Genomic DNA, 21,761 nt, shown 5'->3' on the forward strand with positions numbered 1-21,761 from the left:
AAAGAAAAGCGGGGAGTTGGCATGCAGACATTACTGCTCTGGTTGTTTTATATTTCTTCTTTTTATGCATTTATACCGGGAATTATCACCCGTTTTTTTGGCTTTCGCGTATTTCGCAGAGGAACCGTTGAGGGAACATTTGCCCTGACGTTTGACGATGGCCCAGATCCGGTGTACACCCCCCAGCTGTTGGATTTGTTGAAGCAGTATGGGATGAAGGGAACGTTTTTTATCGTGGGTTCTCATGCAGAGCGTCATCCTGAAATCGTCAAGCGTATTCATGATGAAGGGCATTTGATCGGGATTCATAACTATGTCCATAAAAGCAACTGGCTGATGAGGCCCAAATCCGTTCGCTCCCAGCTCAAACGTACGGATGATATTATTTACAAGATCACGGGTGAGAGACCGACATACTATCGTCCTCCCTGGGGAAGCCTGAATCTGTTTGACTTCGCCAAAAACAGCGGATACCGCATTGTCCTGTGGTCTTCCATGTTCGGAGATTGGAGAATCCGTACAGGTGCGGACACATTGACCCGGAGAATGAAGCTCAAGCTGAAAGCGGGAGAAGTGATGCTTCTTCATGACTGCGGCAATACGATGGGTGCCGACCCTGAAGCACCAGAGCAAATGCTGATTGCCCTGCGGCGGGTGCTGGAGGAAGCGAAACATCAGGATTTAACAAGTATTCGCATCGATGAAATGATGACTCAGGAGAGGAGAGCTGCTTCGATGAAATTATCTTTCGGGAAACGTATCCTTGTCTCGCTTTGGTTGCTTTGGGAGAAGGCTTTTCACAAGGTATTCCGCCTGGAAACTGCCACTCCTGAGGACCCTATGCTGCACTTTCGTCTAACCTCTTATCATGGCAAAATGATTGATCTTGCGGACGGGACCCAGCTGGAAAAAGGCGATCAGGTGCTGGAGCTTCATTTTGATAACAAGAAGCTGTTTGAAATCGGCAGCCGTTCCCGTTCAGAAATGCAAATTGCGATCCAAATGATCCGTGCAGTCCAGCATGATCTGCCTGCAGTTGCCCAGATGGTACTGGACCGGCCTGAATTTCATAAAATCAAAGGATTATATGCTGTAACGATGATTACTAGGGGACCTGAGCAGTTCGGTTTTATACTTGAGGATCTGCCGCCAGGGCTATTCGCAAGCTCTACCCGGGTTTATCTAAAGCTGCTGCTCAGCGTCATTCATCCCAAGGGTCAATCAAGATTGAAAGAGGGCAGCCGGAGAATGGAACCGAAAACACTGGTAATGCCTATAGGTGTGCTGCTCAGCCGGTATGCGGTGAAAGACACGCGTCTTCACGATGCCGCAGGCAGCCACCTGGAGGAAGATCTGGATTTAAATGAGCTGCCACTGGCTAACACGGCCAAAAGCCTCTCGTCATAAATAATGTGGAGTGCATGAACTAAATAAAGCAGGCCGCCTCGGGATAATCCCTTGGCGGCCTGCTTTTATAATCTTGCAGTAATTAAATTTTCATAATACCGCCATTGCTGGCGTTGGTAACCAGTTTGGAGTAGCGTGCCAGGTAGCCTGTCTTCACTTTAGGCTCGAACTCTTTCCAGTTAGCACGTCTCTTGGCCATTTCTTCATCACTTACTTCCAGCTGGATGGTGCGTTTCTCTAAATCAAGTTCGATGATGTCGCCGTCCTCGACAAAGGCAATCGGTCCGCCTTCCGCTGCTTCAGGAGAAATGTGGCCGATACTGATACCGCGGGAAGCTCCTGAGAATCGTCCATCGGTAATTAAGCCGACTTTCGCGCCGAGTCCCATACCGGCGATCATTGAAGTAGGCGTCAGCATCTCCGGCATACCCGGTCCGCCTTTAGGTCCTTCATAACGGATAACGACAACCATGCCTTCCTTAACCTTGCCATTAGCGATTCCTTCGAGTGATTCTTCCTGGGAGTCGAAGCAGATGGCAGGCCCTTTATGATAACCGCCTACCGAAGGATCTACAGCACCTACCTTAATGATAGAGCCTTCCGGTGCAAGATTACCATATAGAACGGCCAATCCGCCGCGCTCGGAATAAGGCTCGTCGATCGGGTGAATGACATTCTTATCCTGAATTTCGCATCCGGCTACATTCTCAGCCAAGGTCTTACCGGAAACGGTAATACAATCCCCGAACAAGGCATCCGGCTTCTTCAGCAGCTCGTGTAGTACGGCACTGACTCCGCCAGCGATATGAACGTCCTCAATGAAATAGTTGGACGCAGGGGCCAGCTTGGAGATATGAGGGACACGGTTAGCCACTTCATTGATACGCTCCAGCGGATATTCAATACCGGCTTCATGTGCGAGTGCCAGTGTATGAAGTACCGTGTTGGTGGAGCCGCCCATTGCCATATCCAGCGCGAAGGCGTTGTCGATCGCTTCGCGTGTAACGATATCCCGTGGTTTCAGGTCCATCTCAATTAATTGCATCAGCTGGCGGGCTGACTGCTTCACGAATTCTTTGCGTTCTTCCGCCACCGCCAGAATTGTTCCGTTACCAGGAAGTGCAAGTCCCAAAGCCTCGGAGAGACAGTTCATAGAGTTCGCTGTGAACATCCCGGAGCAGGAACCGCAGGTAGGGCATCCGAATTGTTCCAGTTCGAGCAATTCCGCGTCGTTAATCTTACCAATTTGATGAGCGCCTACACCTTCAAATACCGAAGTGAGGGACAGTTTGTTACCTTTGCTGTCTACGCCGGCTTTCATCGGTCCACCGCTGACTACAATCGTCGGAATATTGACGCGAAGTGCACCCATCAGCATGCCTGGCGTAATTTTGTCACAGTTAGGAATACAGATCATACCGTCAAACCAGTGAGCCGATACGACGGTTTCCAGGGAATCCGCAATAATTTCACGGCTTGGAAGTGAATAACGCATGCCGATATGACCCATGGCGATGCCGTCATCTACACCGATCGTATTAAATTCGAACGGTACGCCGCCCGCTTCACGGATCGCTTCTTTTACAATTTTACCGAACTCCTGCAGATGCACATGTCCTGGAACAATGTCGATATAAGAGTTACATACTGCAATAAACGGTTTGCCGAAGTCCTCTTCCTTTACGCCGGCAGCACGCAGAAGACTGCGGTGCGGTGCACGGTCGAATCCTTTTTTGATCATGTCTGAACGCATTTTTTTTGGTTTCATGATGCCTATTCCCCCCAAGTCTCCTTAATATTTATGAAAATAAGGCGCTTTAGCGCGATTTACCGGCAAAGCAGCCGGATCAACATATAAAACTTTCATCTAAAAGAGTCTATCATAAAAAGGCATGTTTTTCTACCCGCTCTTCTTTTGTGATAAGGCTTTTCGTCTGATAAAACAGCACAAAAAAAGGGCCTCTCTGCTTTTTAAGAAGAGGTGCCCGGCAGCGTATGCTGCTATTATTTTTTTCCGCCTTTGCGGCCGATTTCCTGATAAAATTCGCGATCATGATTACGAGAGGTCGCTACGCCGCCTTTTTGCCCGATATTTTGGTAAAATTCACGGCTGTGATTTTTGGACGTGGCTTTTCCGCCTTTTTTACCGATTTCCTGGTAGAATTCACGGTTATGTTTTTTAGCAGTCGCTTCCCCGCCTAATCGTCCGGCTTCTTCCCGAGTCATCTTCTGATCGTTAGGTTTCTTTGCCATTTTACTTCCTCCTCATCCAGAATCTATGATTTGCCTTGCTGCACCACCTACTTACCACGACCCAGTTGTAATGAATCATAAAAATCAACTAAAGATTGGAAAAAATCTATAGAAAAGTACTTTTAATTTCCTTCTATATCATTTAGAGAAAGAAAAATTGATCCAGCTCAAACGCAGGAGATTCAGCGTGTAAAATAGAAAGAGTATGATTGAGGAAAGGGAGGGCATAACAGTGACGGTGCTGGAAATCAAGGGACATTCCATTCCATGCAGGGGATTGCTGTTCGACAAGGATGGCACGCTGCTGCATTTTATGGCATTGTGGGGCGGCTGGGCAGATTATATACTGCGTGATATGGAGCAGCGGCTTGCCGTCATGGGGGCCGGATTTACCGTTCCCGTGGAAAAGGTGCTTGGAACCATACATAACCCGCAAGGCAGAGTGCGCTCCTATGATTTGAAGGGGCCGCTGGCCATGGCGACCGCAGAAGAAACAAACGGTCTGCTGGCATGGCAGCTGTACGCTGCTGGAGTGCCATGGAATGAAGCCATCCTTCAGGTTCAGCAAATTACGAACCAAGCGATGTTTGAAATCCGCAGCCAAAAACCTGCCTTTCCTATGCCTGGCCTGCAGAACCTGCTGGATGCCTGCCGGGATGGCGGAATTCCGGTGGCTGTCGTCACTTCAGATACAACCGATTCAGCGAATGAACATTTGGATTGGATGGGCTTGTCTTCTTATTTTCATGCCGTGATCGGGCGCGATGGGGTGAAGAACGGTAAGCCCCACCCTGAAATGGTGTTGCATGCGTGTGCAAAGATGGGTATACGTCCCGAAGAAGCTGTCGTCATTGGAGACAGCAATGGAGACATGCAGATGGCGAAGCAGGCAGGCTGCCGCCTGGCGGTCGGACTGTACCAGGAGGAAGGGCCAGCGGAGCATCTTATAGATGCCGATCTTGTCATCAGCGATTATAATGAAATTACGATAAAAGCATAGCGGCCCAATATCAAGCGCTGTATGTGGGAGGTGCACAAGTGGATCACAAGGAAAAAATTGAAATGCTGGCAACCTGGATTGAAGCCAGCGACTATATTGTTTTTTTTGGCGGAGCAGGAACTTCCACGGAGAGCGGCATCCCCGATTTCCGGTCTGCGGCGGGACTTTACCAAAGTGAACATCAATCTCCTTATCCGCCGGAGGTGATGCTGAGCCATACCTTTTTCCTAAAACATCCTGAGATTTTTTTTGATTTTTACCGCAGCAAAATGCTTCACCCGAACGCCCGGCCCAACAGCTGCCACAATCTGCTGGCAAGGCTCGAGCGTGCTGGCAAGCTGAAAGCCGTCATTACGCAAAATATAGACGGACTCCATCAAACAGCGGGCTGCGCCGAAGTGCTGGAGCTGCACGGATCTGTTCACAGAAATTACTGCATGGATTGTTCTCGTTTCTACTCGCTGGAGGAGATCATGGGCATTCAGGACATCGTCCCCCGCTGTATAGACTGCGGCGGTGTGATTAAACCGGATGTGGTACTTTACGAAGAGGAGCTTGACCAGCAGATTCTGATCAAGGCCGTTCGGGAGATCTCAACTGCAGACCTGCTGATTGTGGGAGGCACTTCTTTGACGGTTCATCCAGCCGCCGGCCTGGTTACCTATTACCAGGGAAGCAAGACCGCTATATTGAACAATGACCCTACCCCGTATGATCATCGTGCAGGACTATTGTTAAATGATCGGATTGGAATGGTCATGAACGAAATTAATGCGATGCTTCGAGAGGATATGTAATCGATTTCTTGCGGGGCCTGCTCATTCCCGTTAAGATTGGGTTAATCATATATAAGAGTCAGCCTGATACCATCGATCAATAGAGAGGCAGGGATATTATAATGATGTATATAGCTAGTGAAGACCGCTATGAGAATATGAAATATAACCGCTGCGGGCGCTCCGGCCTGAAGCTGCCGGCCATTTCCCTCGGCTTATGGCATAACTTCGGCGGTATTGACACATATGAGAACGGGCGCAGTATGATTACCAGAGCCTTTGATCTGGGTATTACGCATTTTGATCTGGCTAACAATTACGGTCCTCCAGCCGGTTCGGCTGAAGAGACCTTTGGCAAGGTGCTTTCGAGCGATTTGAAACCCTACAGGGATGAGCTGATTATCTCGTCCAAGGCCGGGTATTATATGTGGCCTGGTCCTTATGGAGACTGGGGATCCCGTAAATATCTGGTATCCAGCCTGGATCAAAGCTTGAAGCGGATGGGATTGGATTATGTTGATATCTTTTATTCTCACCGTATGGATCCCGATACCCCGCTTGAAGAGACGATGATGGCACTGGATCATATCGTTCGTTCTGGTAAAGCCCTGTATGTCGGTATTTCAAACTACAGCCCGGAGAAGACCCGTGAAGCGGCCGAGATTTTGAAAAGTCTGGGAACCCCGCTGCTGATTCATCAGCCGAGCTATTCCCTGCTGAACCGCTGGGTCGAGAACGGTCTGCTGGATGTTTTGGATGAGCAGGGTGTCGGCAGCATTGCCTTTACACCGCTTGCCCAAGGGCTGCTCACTAATAAATATCTGAATGGTGTTCCCAATGATTCCCGTGCTGCGAGTGCTTCCATGTTCTTAAATGAAAGCAACATTACACCAGAAGTGCTGCGGAAAATCCGCGCATTGAATCAAATTGCCGCAGCCCGCGGTCAGAGCCTGGCGCAGTTTGCACTCTCCTGGGTACTTCGGGGCGGCCGTGTTACTTCAGCCTTGATCGGTGCAAGCAAAGTCAGCCAGATTGAAGATAACGTGAGCGCCTTAAACAATCTGGATTTCTCCAAGGAAGAACTGGACCGTGTCGAGGCTATTCTGAAGAAGGATAGCGAAGCGTAGTCTATACATTTCTATTCCATATATACGACGTACCGCAAGGCCCGCTTTTCTTCCGAAGAAGAGCGGGCATTTTCATGCTTTAAACTAAGTCCCGCCATTTTCTCTGCGGTAGCTGGTTGGGGACAAGCTGTAGAAGCGTTTGAACTGCCTGGAGAAGTAGAGCGAATCAGGCAGACCGACAGAGGCGGAAACCTGTTCCACGGACAGTTCGGGGCGCTCACGAAGCAGCCGTTTCGCCTGATCCATTCTCAGTTTCAGCAGATAGGTTACAGGGGGCAGCCCTGTCTCTTTTTTGAAAATGCGAGAGAGGTAGGCGCGGTTATAGCCCAGACTGCTGCACATCTGTTCAATGGAAACCGGATGAGCATACTGGGAAGACATGACGGAAATCATCTGCTTTACCGTCCGCTGAATTTGAGTTTCAGCCATGGAGGGCAAAACAGTCCGGTGTGTATGATTCATCAGTTCAGCCCACAACAGGTGAAGGTATCCGGCAGCGGCGATATGTGCCTGATCCTGTTTGCGCCGGAAGCTTTCCTGGATGAGCCGGATATAACGCCCTGACCTGCGTGAGCCCGAATTGTAAACAACTGGCGAATCCGGGAGCATCCCGGCTGCTTCTACGAGTGTCCGGGCGTCCAATCCTGTAAACGCAACCCAGCGGTACAGCCAGGGCTCATCACCATGTGAAGCATAGCTGACAAGTTCTCCGGGATGAATCAGGAAGGCGTCCCCGGCGCCGAGTTCGAACACACCATGTTCGGTCTGGAAGTTACCTTTGCCCGATTCGATAACATGGAGCAGATAATGATCGTAAATTTTAGGTCCCAGCGCATGGTTGGGTTCCGTCTGACTTATCCCCGAAAAAAGCACAATAAGATGATCATTTATCGGGGTGACAGGATTGGATGACACAGAGTAAAAGTCCTTTTTGATCATATTGTACCTGCTTTCTATTGTAGTAAAAACATATAGATCCTAGTAAATCTAACTCTTGTATTGTACTATTGAAAGTCACATATATCCATATGTATCACACAAGACTGCATTAAAAGATATCCTGCTTTCTTCTATACTGAATGTAATCAAGTAATCCATATCGAACAGGATGGAGTGATCTAGTTGAACATGCAATCTTTCACACAAATCTTTACAGACAAATTTGGACAGAGTTCATCTGCAATTCGTGTATTTAATGCTCCGGGCCGTGTCAATCTCATCGGTGAGCACTTGGACTATAATGGTGGTTATGTACTGCCAGCCGCACTGGAATTCGGAACAACACTGTGGATCAGAGAACGGGAGGATAACCTTATTTCTTTTGCTTCAACGAATCTTCCTTATGAAGCAACTGTAGATCCTGCGGACGGTTTTGGCGGTAAAAGCGGCGAGTGGACGGACTATCCAGTCGGCGTCATTTTGGAACTTGCTGAAATCGGCTGCCATCTCACCAAGGGTTATGATCTGCTGTACCATGGTGATATTCCAAACGGTGCTGGTCTTTCCTCTTCCGCTTCGATCGAAGTGGTTACTGCGTTTGCCCTGATGTCCCTGGAGAACGCGGAGCGTGATACCGTTGAAATTGCGAAGCTTTCCCAGCGTGCAGAAAACCGGTTTGTCGGCGTAAACTCCGGAATTATGGATCAGTTCGCCGTGGCGAACGGGCGTAAAGATCATGCAATTCTTCTGATGTGTGACACGCTTGAGTATGATCTGGTGCCTTTCGAGACCGGACTATACAAGATCGTGATTGCCAATACCAATAAACGCCGCGGGCTCGTTGATTCCAAATATAATGAGCGCCGCGCGGAGTGTGATCAGGCTCTGGAGCTGCTGCAAACGAAAAAGCCGGAGCTTCAGTATCTGGCACAGCTTACGCCGGATGAGTTCAGCAATCTTCAAGATGTAATTGAGGACGAGACCGTCCGTCGCCGCGCACAACATGTTGTGGAGGAAAACCAGCGCGTGCTGGATTCCGTTGAATCGCTGAAAAACAATGATTTGGAGGCCTTCGGCCGCTACATGAATGATTCCCATCATTCGCTCCGTCATCTGTACGAGGTAACTGGAGCTGAGCTGGACGCGATGGTGGAAGAGTTTCAGCGTCAGCCGGGAACACTCGGCGCACGTATGACTGGCGCAGGTTTTGGAGGATGTACCGTAGCGCTCGTACATGAGGATCATGTGGATGAGGTAATTACAGAAGTAGGAAGTCACTATGAAGCCAGAACCGGATTGAAACCTGATTTTTATGTATGTGGCGTCGGTCAGGGTGTTCATGAGCTGGATGAAAACAAGGGGGCGTTATAAATGGCTGTACTTGTAACTGGAGGCGCAGGATATATCGGATCTCATACGGTAGCGGAGCTGCTTGAGCGGGGTGAAGAGGTTGTCGTTATCGACAGTCTGGAGACTGGGCATCGTGAGGCACTGCTTGGAGGAAAGCTGTACGAAGGCGATTTACGGGACAAAGCCCTTCTGAAAACGTTGTTTGCAGAGAACGATATTGATGCTGTAATCCATTTTGCCGCAAATTCACTTGTGGGCGAAAGTATGAATAATCCTGTTAAATACTATGACAACAATGTGTATGGAACACTTTGTCTTCTGGAAGCGATGAATGAAGCAGGGGTCAAGCGGATCGTGTTCTCATCTACAGCCGCAACCTATGGTGAGCCCGAGAAGGTGCCGATTGAAGAAAAAGACCGCACACAGCCTACAAATGTTTATGGAGAAACGAAATTGATGATGGAGAGAATGATGTCCTGGTTCGATAAAGTACAAGGCATCAAGTACGTTTCCCTGCGCTACTTCAATGCAGCCGGCTCTCACGCCAGCGGCAAGATTGGTGAAGATCATCGGCCCGAGAGCCACCTCATTCCGCTTGTCCTCCAAACGGCTTTGAAGCAGCGTGATCACATCTCCGTTTTTGGGGAAGATTATCCGACCCCGGACGGTACATGTGTGCGTGATTACATCCATGTCAGTGATCTGGCGGATGCCCATCTGCGGGCGGTCGAATACCTGCGGCGCGGAGAAGAGAGCAATATTTTCAATCTGGGCAACGGCCTCGGCTTTTCCGTGAAAGAAGTAATCGAAACGTCGAAGAAAGTAACCGGGCGTGACATTCCGGTAGTGTTGGAAGCCCGCCGTGCAGGGGACCCTGCCGTGCTCATAGCATCTTCTGAAAAAGCCCGCACGCTGTTAGGCTGGATTCCTTCCCGTGTGCAGCTGGAGGATATTATTCAGGATGCGTGGAGATGGCACGTCAGCCACCCGAATGGATACGACAGCAACTAAGGAGGGAGCATCATGGAGAATGAAATGGTATCAACCGGCGCCTCTGAATCCCGTCAGGCGCTCCATGCGATAGAACAGCTGGTCACATTTGCCTATAACCATGGCTTGATTCAGGAAGCGGATATCGACTACAGCCGCAATCTGCTGCTGGAGGAGTTTGGATTTGATGAACCGTTTCTGGAGGCGGTTGGAGATGAGGTTCCTGCCAGTCCGCAGCAGATGCTGGATGTGCTGATTGATTATGCGGCTGCCCATGAAATGATTCAAGAAAACAGCGACACGTACAGAGATCTTCTGGATGCCAAAATTATGGGGCTGCTGATGGCTCGTCCATCGGAGGTTACGGCAGAGTTCATGAAGCGGAAGGATGCGCAGGGCATTCAGGCAGCTACGGACTACTTTTATAAATTGTGCATCGACAGCAATTATATTCGGATGGATCGTGTGGCGAAGAACGAATATTGGAAGTACGAAAGTGTTTATGGAGATATCGAAATCACGATTAATCTGTCCAAACCGGAGAAAAGCCCGAAGGAAATCGCCTTAGCCAAGCTTTTACCGCCTCCGGTGTATCCCAAATGCCAGCTTTGCCGTGAAAATGTAGGTTATGCGGGCCGGGTGAACCATCCCGCACGCCAAAACTTAAGAGTGATTCCGCTGGAACTGAACGGGGAAAAATGGTTTTTTCAATACTCCCCTTACGTGTACTACAACGAGCACAGTATTATTTTTCACCATGATCATGTTCCCATGAAGCTGACCAAGGATACACTGAAGCGCTTATTGGGTTTTGTCGAAGCCTACCCGCATTATTTTTTGGGCTCAAACGCAGATCTTCCCATCGTCGGTGGATCCATTCTCACGCATGATCATTTCCAGGGGGGACGCCATACATTCCCTATTCAGAAGGCAGAAGTTACAGCTTCATTCACTCATAAGACACATCCTGACGTGTCATTGGGTATCGTTCACTGGCCAATGTCGGTTCTCCGGCTGCGTGCAGCCGATGCCGAGTCTCTGCTTGAATGTGCGAACGAAGTGTATGAGTCCTGGAAAGGCTACAGTGATGCTGAGCTGGACATTGAGGCATGGAGCTGGATTGAAGGTGAGAAAGTTCGTCACAACACAGTCACGCCGATTGCCCGGCGCAGTGCAGATGGTGAGTATGAGATGGATTTGGTACTTCGAAACAACCGTACGAATGAGCAGCATCCGGAAGGCATCTTTCATCCGCATCGTGAAATGCACCACATCAAGAAAGAAAATATCGGCCTGATTGAGGTGATGGGACTTGCCATTCTGCCAGGGAGACTCAAGAGCGAGCTGGACCAGATTGCGGACATTCTGTCCGGACATTCAGAGCTGTATGAAGCTTCATTGATGGAAGGTCATCCTTTGGCGGTACACCGTGATTGGATCAGTGACCTGATGCAGGCCGAGGATGCCGGAAGCTTGACGAAAGAGGAAGCTGTAGAGAAAATTCAGTATCAGGTTGGAGGTATATTCACCACGATCCTGGAGCAGGCCGGGGTCTACAAGCATACGGAAGAAGGACAACGGGGCTTTCACCGTTTTCTTACCAGCATGGGATATACGCAGCATTCATAAAAGATGGTTCATGAACAGACGGGTCAAGTGAAAACTTGATCCGTCTGTTTTTGTGTTTACCGTGTGTTTACAGCACTTATCTTTTCCCCGTTTTGTATTCTCATATCCAGGGTAGTATAATGAGTGGCTGGAACCAATGTTCCCTATAATTTTATGAAAATGGAGATGATCCCATGGGTCCTTTTGAATTTTACAATCCGACGACCTTGATCTTCGGCAAAGGAAAGCTGAATGCTTTGACCTCTGAGGTCCAAAAATATGGTAAAAAGGTGCTTCTCGTTTACGGAGGAGGCAGCATCAAACGGAGCGGTCTTTATGACCGGACCCTTTCGCTATTGAATGAGGCTGGTGCAGAAGTGACAGAGCTTGCGGGTGTAGAGCCCAATCCACGTCTGTCCACCGTACACCGAGGGGTTGAGCTGTGCCGGGAACACAGCATTGAGCTGATCTTGGCTGTAGGCGGAGGCAGTGTGCTGGATTGTGCCAAGGCGATTGCAGTCGGTGCAAAGTATGAGGGGGATATGTGGGATTTCGTGGAGCGTAAAGCCGTGCCGCAGGCCGGACTTCCTCTTGGTACTGTGCTGACGATGGCGGCGACGGGCTCGGAAATGAACGGAGGTTCCGTCATTACCAACGAAGACACACAGGAAAAAATGGGCTGGGGCAGCATCTATGCGTATCCGTCATTTTCTATTCTGGATCCGGAGCATACGTATTCTCTGCCAAAAGACCAGACCGTGTACGGAATGGTGGACATGATGACCCATGTATTGGAGCATTATTTCCATCTGGATCCCAATACGCCGGTTCAGGACGGTTTCTGTGAAACTCTTCTTCGGACTGTCATTGAAGCAGCACCAAAGCTGATCGACGACCTGGAAAACTTCGAACTGCGGGAGACCATCATGTACTGCGGAACGATGGCGCTTAACGGCATGGTCAGCATGGGACTGCGCGGGGATTGGGCTACACATAATATCGAGCATGCGGTATCCGCCGTGTACGATATCCCGCATGGGGGCGGTCTTGCGATCCTGTTCCCGAACTGGATGAAATACAATATTGACGTACAGCCGGAGCGTTTCAAACGTCTAGCCGTCAATGTATTTAATGTGGACCCGGCAGGCAAGAGCGACAAGGAGATCGGCTTGGAAGGGATTGAGGCCCTTCGTCATTTCTGGAGCTCCATCGGAGCGCCGAGCCGCTTGGCGGACTATGATATTGGAAGCCAGGACATTGAGGTCATGGCGGATAAATCGGTTCGTTTCGGACCGTTCGGCAACTTCCGCAAGCTGGAGCGCGAGGACGTTATCGAGATTTATAAAATGTCACTTTAATAATCAACAAGGACTGCATGCCAACGTGAAATCGTTCGGGTGCAGTCTTTTTTTGTAAGATACATATACAAATTCTTGAAACGATGTTAACTTTTCTGCGTAAAAGGGAGTTATATATACAGTAAGGTGATACTCGGGGAGGCAGTCATTATGGAAGCACTGTTTTGGGGATGTTTGGTTGGCGGCATATTGTTCGCTGTCGTGACCGTATTATTGGGGGATATTCTGAGCGGAGCGATAGACGGTGTGCTTGATTTTTTGTCTGTCGATTTTCTCAATCCGATGGTTCTTGCCTCATTCATTACGGTGTTCGGCGGTGCAGGAATTATGCTTGGGAATTATACGGAGCTGACGTCATGGCTGCAGATAATTTTGGCTATGCTAGCAGCGCTGGTCATTTCTATTCTCCTTTATTTCGGGTATGTCCGCCCCATGGAAAACAGTGAGAATTCCACAGGCTTTTCCATCCAGGAGCTGGCGGGCCGTATAGGGGAAGTCACGATTCCGCTGCCGGCTCTGGGTTATGGTGAAGTGATGGTCAGAGTGGGTGCAAGTAACACCATGCACATTGCCTCAAGCTTTGATAAGCAGCCGATAGCCGCCGGGGTCCGCGTTGTGGTTGTGGAGGTGGCTGACGGTGTTCTCCGGGTATCCGAACTGGAAGAAAGAAAGGGAGAGATGTAGCACATGCCAGAGTATTTAGTTATTCCGTCTATTGTTGTAGGAGTCATTATCGTATTGGGTCTCGCGTTTTGGGCCCGTTACAAAACCGTAAGCCCGGATGAGGCGATGATTGTGACTGGTTCGTTCCTTGGCACCAAGAATATTTCAGAGGATGAATCGGGACGCAGAATCAAAATCGTCCGCGGCGGCGGCGCGTTTATCCTGCCGATCTTTCAGCAGTCTGAGTTTGTGTCGCTGTTGTCACATAAGCTTGATGTCATGACGCCTGAAGTGTACACAGAGCAGGGAGTACCGGTCATGGCAGACGGCGTGGCAATCATTAAAGTGGGAAGCTCGATAGAAGATGTGGCTACCGCTGCAGAGCAATTTATGGGCAAGCCCATCGAAGCGCTGAAAGGGGAGGCGCAGGAAGTGCTGGAAGGCCATCTGCGTGCCATTCTCGGTTCCATGACGGTTGAGGAAGTATACCGAAACCGCGACAAATTCGCCCAGGAAGTGCAGGGTGTGGCTGCCAGAGACCTGAAAAAGATGGGACTGCAGATTGTATCCTTTACGATCAAAGATGTCCGCGACAAGCACGGTTATCTCGAAGCACTGGGTAAACCGCGGATTGCTACCGTAAAACGCGATGCTGAAATTGCTGAAGCCGAAGCAGTCCGGGATGCTAGAATCCAGAAAGCCCGTGCCGAAGAGGAAGGACAGAAGGCCGAGCTGGTCAGAGATACGAATATCGCTGAAGCTGCAAAGGAGAAAGAACTGAAGGTCGCCGCCTTTAAACGTGATCAGGATACGGCCAAAGCGGAGGCTGACCAGGCGTATCATATCCAGGAAGCCCGCGCAAAGCAGACCATGGTTGAAGAGCAAATGAAGGTAGAGCTTGTTCGGAAGGAACGGGAAATTGATCTTCAGGAAAAAGAAATCATGGTCCGTCAGAAGCAGTATGATGCGGAAGTGAAGAAAAAGGCCGATGCTGACCGCTATGCGGTGGAACAAGCGGCTGAAGCCGAGAAGGCCCGCAGAATGCGTGAAGCGGATGCAGTGCAGTACTCCATTGAGACACAGGCCAAGGCATCAGCGGAGCAGAAACGTCTTGACGGTTTGGCGATTGCCGATGCGGAACGTGCAAAGGGTACAGCGGAAGCAGAAGTAACGCGTCTGCGCGGTCTGGCGGATGCCGAAGCCAAGGAAAAGCTTGCCGAAGCGTTCTCCAAATTCGGAGAAGCAGCAGTACTCGATATTATTGTCAAAATGCTGCCTGAACTGGCGGGCAAAATCGCACAGCCAATCTCTTCGATTGATAAGCTGACTGTGGTAGACACGGGAAAAGGTGAAGGCGCTGCAAGGGTCAGCAACTATGTAACAGAACTTATGTCCACAGCACCTGAAATGCTGAAAAGCGTATCCGGCATCGACGTGGAACAGCTGATTCAGGGTTTGACGAAGAAGAAACTTCCGGATGCTGTTCCTGCTGTTAGACCCCCAGTACGTGAACCGGAACCTGCTGCCCTAGAAGTGGGTGCAGCACAGGAAAAGAAATGATCATATAAGTCATCTAACACAATCATCCGAATGGGACCACGCTTGATGCGCGGTCCTTTTTAATATGCAGCAGGAAAATTGGCGGTTCATTCCATACGAATGTTCAGGACGGAGACTCCGGGTTGTTATATAATGATCGTTACAGATGTAGGAGACGGAGGAGATACGTACATGATTAACAACAAGCAGACGCCTTCATGGCGATCCCATAGATTAGATCGGCTGGGTTCCTCGATTTTCGCAGAAATTGCAGGATGGAAACAGGAAGCGCTAGAGCACGGGAAAACTTTGATCGACCTGAGTATCGGAAGTCCGGATCAAGCCCCGGCTTTGGAAATTAGAGAGGCTTTAAGCAGGATGGTACTTCGAGAAGATCAGTATGCGTACCCGTCATCCCAAGGTACACCCGCTTTTCGGCAGGCAGCCACGGCCTGGTTAAAGCACCGATTTGGCGTGACGGCTGATCCCGATCACGAGATGCTTGCATTGATGGGATCTCAGGATGGACTTGCGCACCTGGCTCAGGCTGTATGCAATCCGGGCGATATTGTGATGGTTCCTGATCCCGGCTATCCCATTTATGCCGGATCACTTGAACTTGCTGGTGTAGAGCCATGGCTGCTTCCCTTGAGAGAAGAGCATGAATTCTTACCGGATTTCACAGAAATTCCGGATGACATTTGGAAACGCACGAAATTTATGCTTGTGAATTTTCCCGGCAATCCGATTGCGGTACAGGCGGATATAACCTTTTTCAAGAATCTGATTGAGCTTGCGAAAAAGCACGGGGTTTTGATCGTACACGATCTGGCATATTCCGAGATGGGGTTTGATGATTACCGCCCCATCAGCATTCTTCAGGTGCCCGGGGCACTGGAAACAGCCGTTGAATTTCATTCATTTTCCAAAAGCTTTCATATGGCAGGCTGCCGTGTCGGATTTCTGGCAGGTAACCGCGAAGCGGTGTCCGCGCTGAGGGATTTAAAGAGCAACATCGACTATGGTGTGTTTGAACCGATTCAGCATGCCGCCATTGCTGCACTGCAGCGAGCCATGTCCTGTGAGAATAAACGGGGAGTTGCGCAGATGTATGAAAGAAGACGGGATGTGTTTGTGGAGGCGCTCCGAACCGCTGGGTGGAGTGTGCCGTCACCCAAGGCTACGATGTTCATCTGGGCCAGGCTGCCAGAGGCTTCGGGACAAAGCTCCCCATGCTGGAACTCCAAAACCTTTGCCCGCGAGTTGTTAATCCAGACCGGGGTAGCCGTCGTTCCAGGGGATGCTTTCGGGTCACAGGGAGAAGGGTTTGTCCGCATGGCTCTCGTCAAGGATGAAGAGACTTTGGCAGAGGCGGCAGCGCGAATCGGAGAGTTTTTGGCATAAAGCGTTTTTTTCTGATATATTAGCGGATATATGGTCTAGAATGAGGTGCAATTGTGGGCAGCTTACAAGTCGCCAAGGTGTTAAACAATAACGTAATTATCGCGTATCATCCCCAGCACGATGAAGTGGTCGTCATTGGCAAAGGAATCGGTTTTAACCGAAAACCGAAGGATATGATCCCGCTTTCCTCTGTGGAAAAATTGTTTATTTTAACGAAACCGGAGGAGCAGGAGCAATATAAGCAGCTCGTACCCCAAGTGGACGAACAGCTGATTGAAGCCATGAATGATATTATTCATCATGCTTCAAATTTTGGTAGTGGAACACTCAATGAACATATTCATATCGCATTGACCGATCATATTGCATTTGCCATTAAGCGTCATGCTCAAGGCCTTCATATTCATAACCCGTTTTTGTATGAAACCCGTGAACTATATTCCGAAGAATATCGTATGGCAGAATATGCGGTAGGGACGATTCGGCAGCGGCTGGGCGTCGATCTGGGAGAAGAGGAAGTCGGCTTTATTGCTCTTCACTTTCACAGTGCACTGACCAATCAGCATATTTCGGAGGTGCGGAAATACTCCAAGCTGTTGTCTGATCTTGTGCAGGTCGTGGAGGAGAAGCTGGACTATGAGATTCCGAAGGACTCTCTGGATTACTCACGGTTAATCACGCATCTCCGGTTTGCGCTGGAACGAGTTCGCAGGGGAGAGACTGATTTCGGTGAGGGACCGCTGGATGATCTGCTGAAACGTGAATATCCGGAAATGTATGCGCTCGGGTGGACGCTGACCAAAATGATGGAAGTACGCCTCAAAAAAAAGGTGTATCCAGCCGAAGCGGGATACTTGACTATTCATCTTCAAAGGCTGGCCCAGCGAAAAGAGCAGGGCGAATAATAATTTTCAAGAAAAAGAAAGTGATACGCTTGCAACAAGCTGACATGGATGTTACAATACGGACTGTCATGAAATAAAGCAGCAAATCTACGTGTAACTGATTCGATCAGGCATGAGTATATAACAGGATTTTTGGTTGTTTCTATCCGTTTCAGGGTATCCTACGGTTAGAAGCAAGACATGAATTCTGCTGTATGCTTATGCCTTTTTTTGTTGACATTTGCTGTTGATTCACCGCGTCTTGGTGAAATAAAAGAAAGGAGAATGACGATGTTCAAACGTCTGTTTGGCGTTTTGCAAAGAGTAGGTAAGGCGCTTATGCTGCCTGTGGCAATTTTGCCGGCCGCTGGTTTGCTGCTCGGTTTGGGTAATATGCTGATCAACGACGATTTCCTTCAGTATGCCCCATGGTTAAATGCAGCCTGGGTTCAAGCAGTAGCTACGGTAATGATGAATGCCGGACAAATCGTCTTCACCAATCTGCCTCTGCTGTTTGCTGTCGGGGTCGCCGTCGGTTTGGCCGGGGGAGATGGTGTTGCTGGCTTGGCAGCGATTATCGGCTATCTTGTCATGAACGTGACGATGGGAACGGTCATCGGTGTAACCCCTGCGATGGTCGGTACGGATTATGCTTATGCCAGTGTTCTGGGTATTCCAACACTTGCGACCGGGGTATTCGGAGGGATTATCGTGGGCGTGCTGGCAGCCAGCATGTATAACCGGTTCTTCAAAATCGAACTGCCTTCGTATCTCGGATTTTTTGCCGGTAAGCGTTTTGTGCCGATCATGACTGCGGCTACAGCTGTGCTGCTGGGATTGCTGATGACCGTGATCTGGCCGCCGATCCAGGTGGGGCTCAACTCAGCATCTCATTTTATGCTGGAGCAAAACCGTACCCTGTCGGCACTGGTGTTCGGGATCGTAGAGCGCGGATTGATTCCATTCGGACTGCATCATATTTTTTATTCGCCGTTCTGGTTCGAGTTCGGGGAATATGTCAATAGTGCAGGACAGCTTGTGCGGGGCGACCAAAATATCTTTATGGCCCAGCTTCGCGATGGCGTAGAATTCACCGCAGGAACGTTCATGACCGGTAAATTCCCGTTCATGATGTTCGGTCTGCCGGCAGCGGCGCTTGCGATTTACCATGAGGCTAAACCCGAGCATAAAAAATATGTGGCGGGTATTATGGGGTCTGCGGCCTTAACTTCGTTCTTGACCGGGATCACGGAGCCGCTGGAATTCTCATTCCTGTTCGTCGCTCCATTGCTGTTCGTCGTTCATGTCATCTTTGCAGGCCTGTCCTTCATGACCATGCATATTCTGGGGACGAAGATCGGAATGACGTTCTCCGGAGGCTTGATTGACTATATGATCTTCGGTGTCATTCCTAACCGGACACCATGGTGGAATGTTATCATCGTCGGTCTGATAATGGCGGTCATATACTACTTCGGATTCCGGTTTGTTATTCGCAAGTTCAATCTGCGGACACCGGGGCGTGAAGAAGCGTCGGACAAACAGGGAGCAGGAGCTTCCTCCGGGGGCGGAAAAGATGAGCTGCCGCGCAATATTTTGACGGCATTGGGCGGTCAAGGCAATATCGCTCATCTGGATGCGTGTATTACCCGTTTACGCGTAGAGGTTAAAGATAAAGCGGATGTGGACAAGGACCGGCTTAAACAGCTGGGTGCTTCCGGCGTTCTGGAAGTGGGTAACAATGTGCAGGCAATCTTTGGAACCCGTTCGGACACGATTAAGTCCCAGATTCAAGACATCATGTCCGGCATTACACCAGAATCGGGACCAGCGATACCTGCACCTGAAGCACCGAAAACTGCGGAAGTGGAGCAGCAGGCTGCACAGGACGGGGATGCGATCATTCTTGAAGATATCGTATCACCTGTCAACGGCGAGCTGATGGATATCTCCAATGTGCCGGATCCAGTGTTTTCCCAGCGGATGACGGGGGATGGATTTGCGGTGCTGCCTCATGATGGTACCATTGCTTCTCCTGTTTACGGCAAAGTGTTTAATGTGTTCCCGAGCAAGCACGCAATTGGCATCATGTCAGATGGCGGTAAAGAAGTACTTGTCCATATTGGTGTCAATACCGTGAAACTCAAAGGTCAGGGATTCAAAGTTTTGGTACAGGAAGGAGACCTGGTATCGGCAGGACAGCCGATTATGGAGGTCGATCTCGATTATGTGAAGGAGCATGCGCCTTCCATTATTTCACCGATCATCTTCTCCAATCTGCCTGAAGGAGCTTCAGTGAAGCTGAACAAAACGGGAAGTGTAACATCTGGAGAAGCGGATATTATCACAATTAAATAAATTTGGGTAAGTACATGATATAAACCATAGAAAGAGGGATGATGAACATGCAAAAAACATTCAGAATTACAGACGAGGACGGTATCCACGCACGTCCGGCAACAGCACTGGTAAACACAGCAAACAAATTCAAGGACACCGAATCCTTCGCGGAAGCCGGCGGCAAGAAGGTAACGTTGAAATCGATCTTGGGCGTTCTGTCCCTCGGTTTGGAACAGGGTGATACTCTGACATTAATTTCGGAGGGCCCCAGTGAAAATGATGCATTGAACGCACTGGCTGATGTGATGGTGAACGAAGGGCTGGGGGAGCTCAATGAGTAGTATTAAGGGGATTGCAGCATCGGCAGGGATTGCCATTGCTAAAGCATTCATCCTGGAGCATCCCGATTACACCGTAACACACCGGAAAATTGAAGATACCGACAGCGAAATCGCTAAACTGGAATCTTCACTGGATGCATCAAGAGCTGAGCTTGAGGAAATTAAAGCTCGTACACTCCAGGAGCTCGGGGAGAAGAAGGCTGAGATTTTCGAATCTCATCTTCTAATCCTGGACGATCCGGAGTTGATCAATCCGGTAAAAGATAAGATTAAAGAGGAATCGGTCTGTGCCGAATTTGCTTTAAATGAGACGGCATCTCAATTTATTGAGATGTTCCAAAATATGAAAAGCGCATATCTTCAGGAACGTGCTGCAGATATGCGTGATGTTACCAAGCGTGTACTGAAGCATTTGCTGGACCTGAATTATGTAAATCCTTCAGAAATCAGCGAGGAAGTCATCGTCATCGCAGAAGATCTGACACCCTCGGATACAGCTCAGCTCAATCGTAATTATGTCAAAGGCTTTACAACCAACATTGGCGGAAGAACTTCACACTCGGCCATTATGGCACGTTCACTGGAGATTCCGGCAGTCGTCGGAACCCAGAATGTTCTCACAAGTGCAGCAAGCGGTGACTTGATCATTGTGGATGGTCTGGAAGGTATGGTTCTGATCAATCCGGATGAACAAACCGTTGCTGAATATCGTAAGAAGCAGGAAAGTTATGCGGAGCAGGTTGAGGAGTGGAGAAAGCTTCGCAGCGAGCCGACTGTAACCAGTGATGGGGTTCATGTTGAACTGGCAGCCAATATCGGCACACCCAATGACGTGGCTGGTGTCCAAGACAATGGTGGAGAAGGCGTAGGTCTGTACCGTACAGAATTTTTGTATATGGGCCGTGACAAGCTGCCTTCCGAAGATGTCCAATTCCAGGCCTACAAAACGGTATTGGAAAAAATGGAAGGAAAGCCGGTTGTAGTGCGTACACTCGACATTGGGGGAGATAAGGAACTGCCTTATCTGGATCTTCCTAAAGAAATGAACCCGTTTCTCGGATTTCGTGCCGTACGCTTATGTCTAGAGCGCCAGGATATATTCAGAACCCAACTGCGGGCTCTGCTCCGGGCCAGCGTCCACGGGAATCTTAGAATCATGTTCCCTATGATTGCTACCCTGGACGAATTTAGGCAAGCCAAAGCGCTGCTGGAAGAAGAGAAATCCAAGCTTATTTCCGAAGATATCGCGGTTTCTGAAGATATTCAGCTCGGCATCATGGTCGAAATTCCTTCGACGGCGGTGATGGCCGATCAATTCGCTAAAGAAGTAGACTTCTTCAGTATCGGGACCAACGATCTGATCCAGTATACGATGGCAGCGGATCGAATGAATGAGAGAGTATCGTATCTCTATCAGCCTTATAATCCAGCCATTCTGCGTTTGGTCAAAATGGTCATTGATGCTGCACACCGTGAAGGCCGCTGGGCCGGCATGTGCGGCGAGATGGCCGGGGATGCAACGGCTATTCCGCTGCTTTTGGGCCTCGGGCTGGATGAATTCAGTATGAGCGCCACTTCCATCCTGCCTGCACGCAGCCAGATTTCCAAGCTGTCCAAAACGGATATGCAGGAACTTGCTTTCAAAGCACTGAACCTGGGCACAGCAGAAGATGTAGTAGAGCTGGTCAATCAAGCCGTATCGAAATAGTCTGATTAATGTTTCTTCCGTTTTCAAGGTTGTTTCTACATCATTAAGGTATTCCCGGCGAAGAACCGGGGATA

17 protein-coding genes and 1 pseudogene are annotated in these 21,761 nt (G+C 49.4%); 15 read left to right on the forward strand and 3 right to left on the reverse strand.

Features of this window, described 5'->3' with window-relative positions; translation table 11 throughout:
* Positions 1-21 precede the first annotated feature (21 nt).
* Positions 22-1,407, forward strand: coding sequence for a polysaccharide deacetylase family protein (locus HII30_RS13570; protein ID WP_169505579.1), 1,386 nt, complete (start codon positions 22-24; stop codon positions 1,405-1,407).
* Between the two features lie 82 nt (positions 1,408-1,489).
* Here the strand turns inward: HII30_RS13570 and ilvD are convergent, their stop codons facing one another.
* Both ilvD and HII30_RS13580 read right to left on the reverse strand, forming a co-directional pair.
* Positions 1,490-3,175 (reverse strand): dihydroxy-acid dehydratase, encoded by a 1,686-nt coding sequence (gene ilvD / locus HII30_RS13575; protein ID WP_211184581.1) that lies wholly within the window; start codon positions 3,173-3,175, stop codon positions 1,490-1,492.
* A gap of 242 nt (positions 3,176-3,417) precedes the next feature.
* A pseudogene (locus HII30_RS13580) lies at positions 3,418-3,660 on the reverse strand (KGG domain-containing protein); the annotation flags it as partial.
* A gap of 232 nt (positions 3,661-3,892) precedes the next feature.
* Between HII30_RS13580 and HII30_RS13585 the strand changes: the two are divergent.
* From HII30_RS13585 to mgrA, 3 genes are all read left to right on the forward strand, one after another.
* Positions 3,893-4,660 (forward strand): HAD-IA family hydrolase, encoded by a 768-nt coding sequence (locus HII30_RS13585; protein ID WP_169505581.1) that lies wholly within the window; start codon positions 3,893-3,895, stop codon positions 4,658-4,660.
* Positions 4,661-4,722: 62 nt separating this feature from the next.
* The gene (locus HII30_RS13590) at positions 4,723-5,457 is read left to right on the forward strand and encodes an NAD-dependent protein deacylase (protein WP_211184591.1); all 735 of its coding nucleotides are present in this window, start codon (positions 4,723-4,725) and stop codon (positions 5,455-5,457) included.
* A gap of 101 nt (positions 5,458-5,558) precedes the next feature.
* On the forward strand, positions 5,559-6,563 hold the full coding sequence (mgrA, locus tag HII30_RS13595; protein WP_169505583.1) for an L-glyceraldehyde 3-phosphate reductase: 1,005 nt from the start codon (positions 5,559-5,561) through the stop codon (positions 6,561-6,563).
* 84 nt (positions 6,564-6,647) lie between these two features.
* Here mgrA and HII30_RS13600 read toward each other — a convergent pair whose 3' ends face one another.
* Complete coding sequence (locus HII30_RS13600) at positions 6,648-7,502, reverse strand: AraC family transcriptional regulator (protein ID WP_211184583.1); 855 nt, start codon at positions 7,500-7,502, stop codon at positions 6,648-6,650.
* A gap of 189 nt (positions 7,503-7,691) precedes the next feature.
* On the opposite strand from HII30_RS13600, the gene HII30_RS13605 reads away from it, so the two are divergent.
* The 11 genes from HII30_RS13605 (at position 7,692) to ptsP (ending at position 21,687) form a co-directional block, all read left to right on the forward strand.
* On the forward strand, positions 7,692-8,873 hold the full coding sequence (locus HII30_RS13605; RefSeq protein WP_169505632.1) for a galactokinase: 1,182 nt from the start codon (positions 7,692-7,694) through the stop codon (positions 8,871-8,873).
* On the forward strand, positions 8,874-9,863 hold the full coding sequence (gene galE / locus HII30_RS13610; RefSeq protein ID WP_169505584.1) for a UDP-glucose 4-epimerase GalE: 990 nt from the start codon (positions 8,874-8,876) through the stop codon (positions 9,861-9,863).
* Between the two features lie 12 nt (positions 9,864-9,875).
* Positions 9,876-11,471: a UDP-glucose--hexose-1-phosphate uridylyltransferase gene (locus tag HII30_RS13615; RefSeq protein WP_169505585.1), complete on the forward strand. Its 1,596-nt coding sequence runs from the start codon at positions 9,876-9,878 to the stop codon at positions 11,469-11,471.
* 173 nt (positions 11,472-11,644) lie between these two features.
* Complete coding sequence (locus HII30_RS13620) at positions 11,645-12,808, forward strand: iron-containing alcohol dehydrogenase (protein ID WP_169505586.1); 1,164 nt, start codon at positions 11,645-11,647, stop codon at positions 12,806-12,808.
* A gap of 150 nt (positions 12,809-12,958) precedes the next feature.
* A complete protein-coding gene (locus HII30_RS13625) occupies positions 12,959-13,492 on the forward strand; it encodes an NfeD family membrane protein (RefSeq protein ID WP_169505587.1) in 534 nt (177 codons plus the stop codon).
* Positions 13,493-13,495: 3 nt separating this feature from the next.
* Positions 13,496-15,031 carry a flotillin lipid rafts scaffold protein FloT gene (gene floT / locus HII30_RS13630; protein ID WP_169505588.1) on the forward strand — a complete coding sequence of 512 codons (1,536 nt, stop codon included), beginning with the start codon at positions 13,496-13,498 and terminating at the stop codon, positions 15,029-15,031.
* Between the two features lie 171 nt (positions 15,032-15,202).
* Positions 15,203-16,414: an aminotransferase class I/II-fold pyridoxal phosphate-dependent enzyme gene (locus tag HII30_RS13635; RefSeq protein WP_169505633.1), complete on the forward strand. Its 1,212-nt coding sequence runs from the start codon at positions 15,203-15,205 to the stop codon at positions 16,412-16,414.
* 53 nt (positions 16,415-16,467) lie between these two features.
* Positions 16,468-17,319 carry a glucose PTS transporter transcription antiterminator GlcT gene (gene glcT, locus HII30_RS13640; protein WP_169505589.1) on the forward strand — a complete coding sequence of 284 codons (852 nt, stop codon included), beginning with the start codon at positions 16,468-16,470 and terminating at the stop codon, positions 17,317-17,319.
* A gap of 270 nt (positions 17,320-17,589) precedes the next feature.
* Positions 17,590-19,656, forward strand: a complete 2,067-nt coding sequence (gene ptsG, locus HII30_RS13645) for a glucose-specific PTS transporter subunit IIBC (protein ID WP_169505590.1) — start codon at positions 17,590-17,592, stop codon at positions 19,654-19,656.
* A 47-nt stretch (positions 19,657-19,703) separates the two neighbouring features.
* Positions 19,704-19,979, forward strand: a complete 276-nt coding sequence (locus HII30_RS13650; RefSeq protein ID WP_169505591.1) for an HPr family phosphocarrier protein — start codon at positions 19,704-19,706, stop codon at positions 19,977-19,979.
* The gene (ptsP, locus tag HII30_RS13655) at positions 19,972-21,687 is read left to right on the forward strand and encodes a phosphoenolpyruvate--protein phosphotransferase (RefSeq protein WP_169505592.1); all 1,716 of its coding nucleotides are present in this window, start codon (positions 19,972-19,974) and stop codon (positions 21,685-21,687) included. Before HII30_RS13650 ends, ptsP begins: the two co-directional genes overlap by 8 nt.
* The last annotated feature ends 74 nt before the right edge of the window (positions 21,688-21,761 follow it).

Source organism: Paenibacillus lemnae (genome assembly GCF_012933385.1).
GTDB lineage: Bacteria > Bacillota > Bacilli > Paenibacillales > Paenibacillaceae > Paenibacillus_AQ > Paenibacillus_AQ lemnae.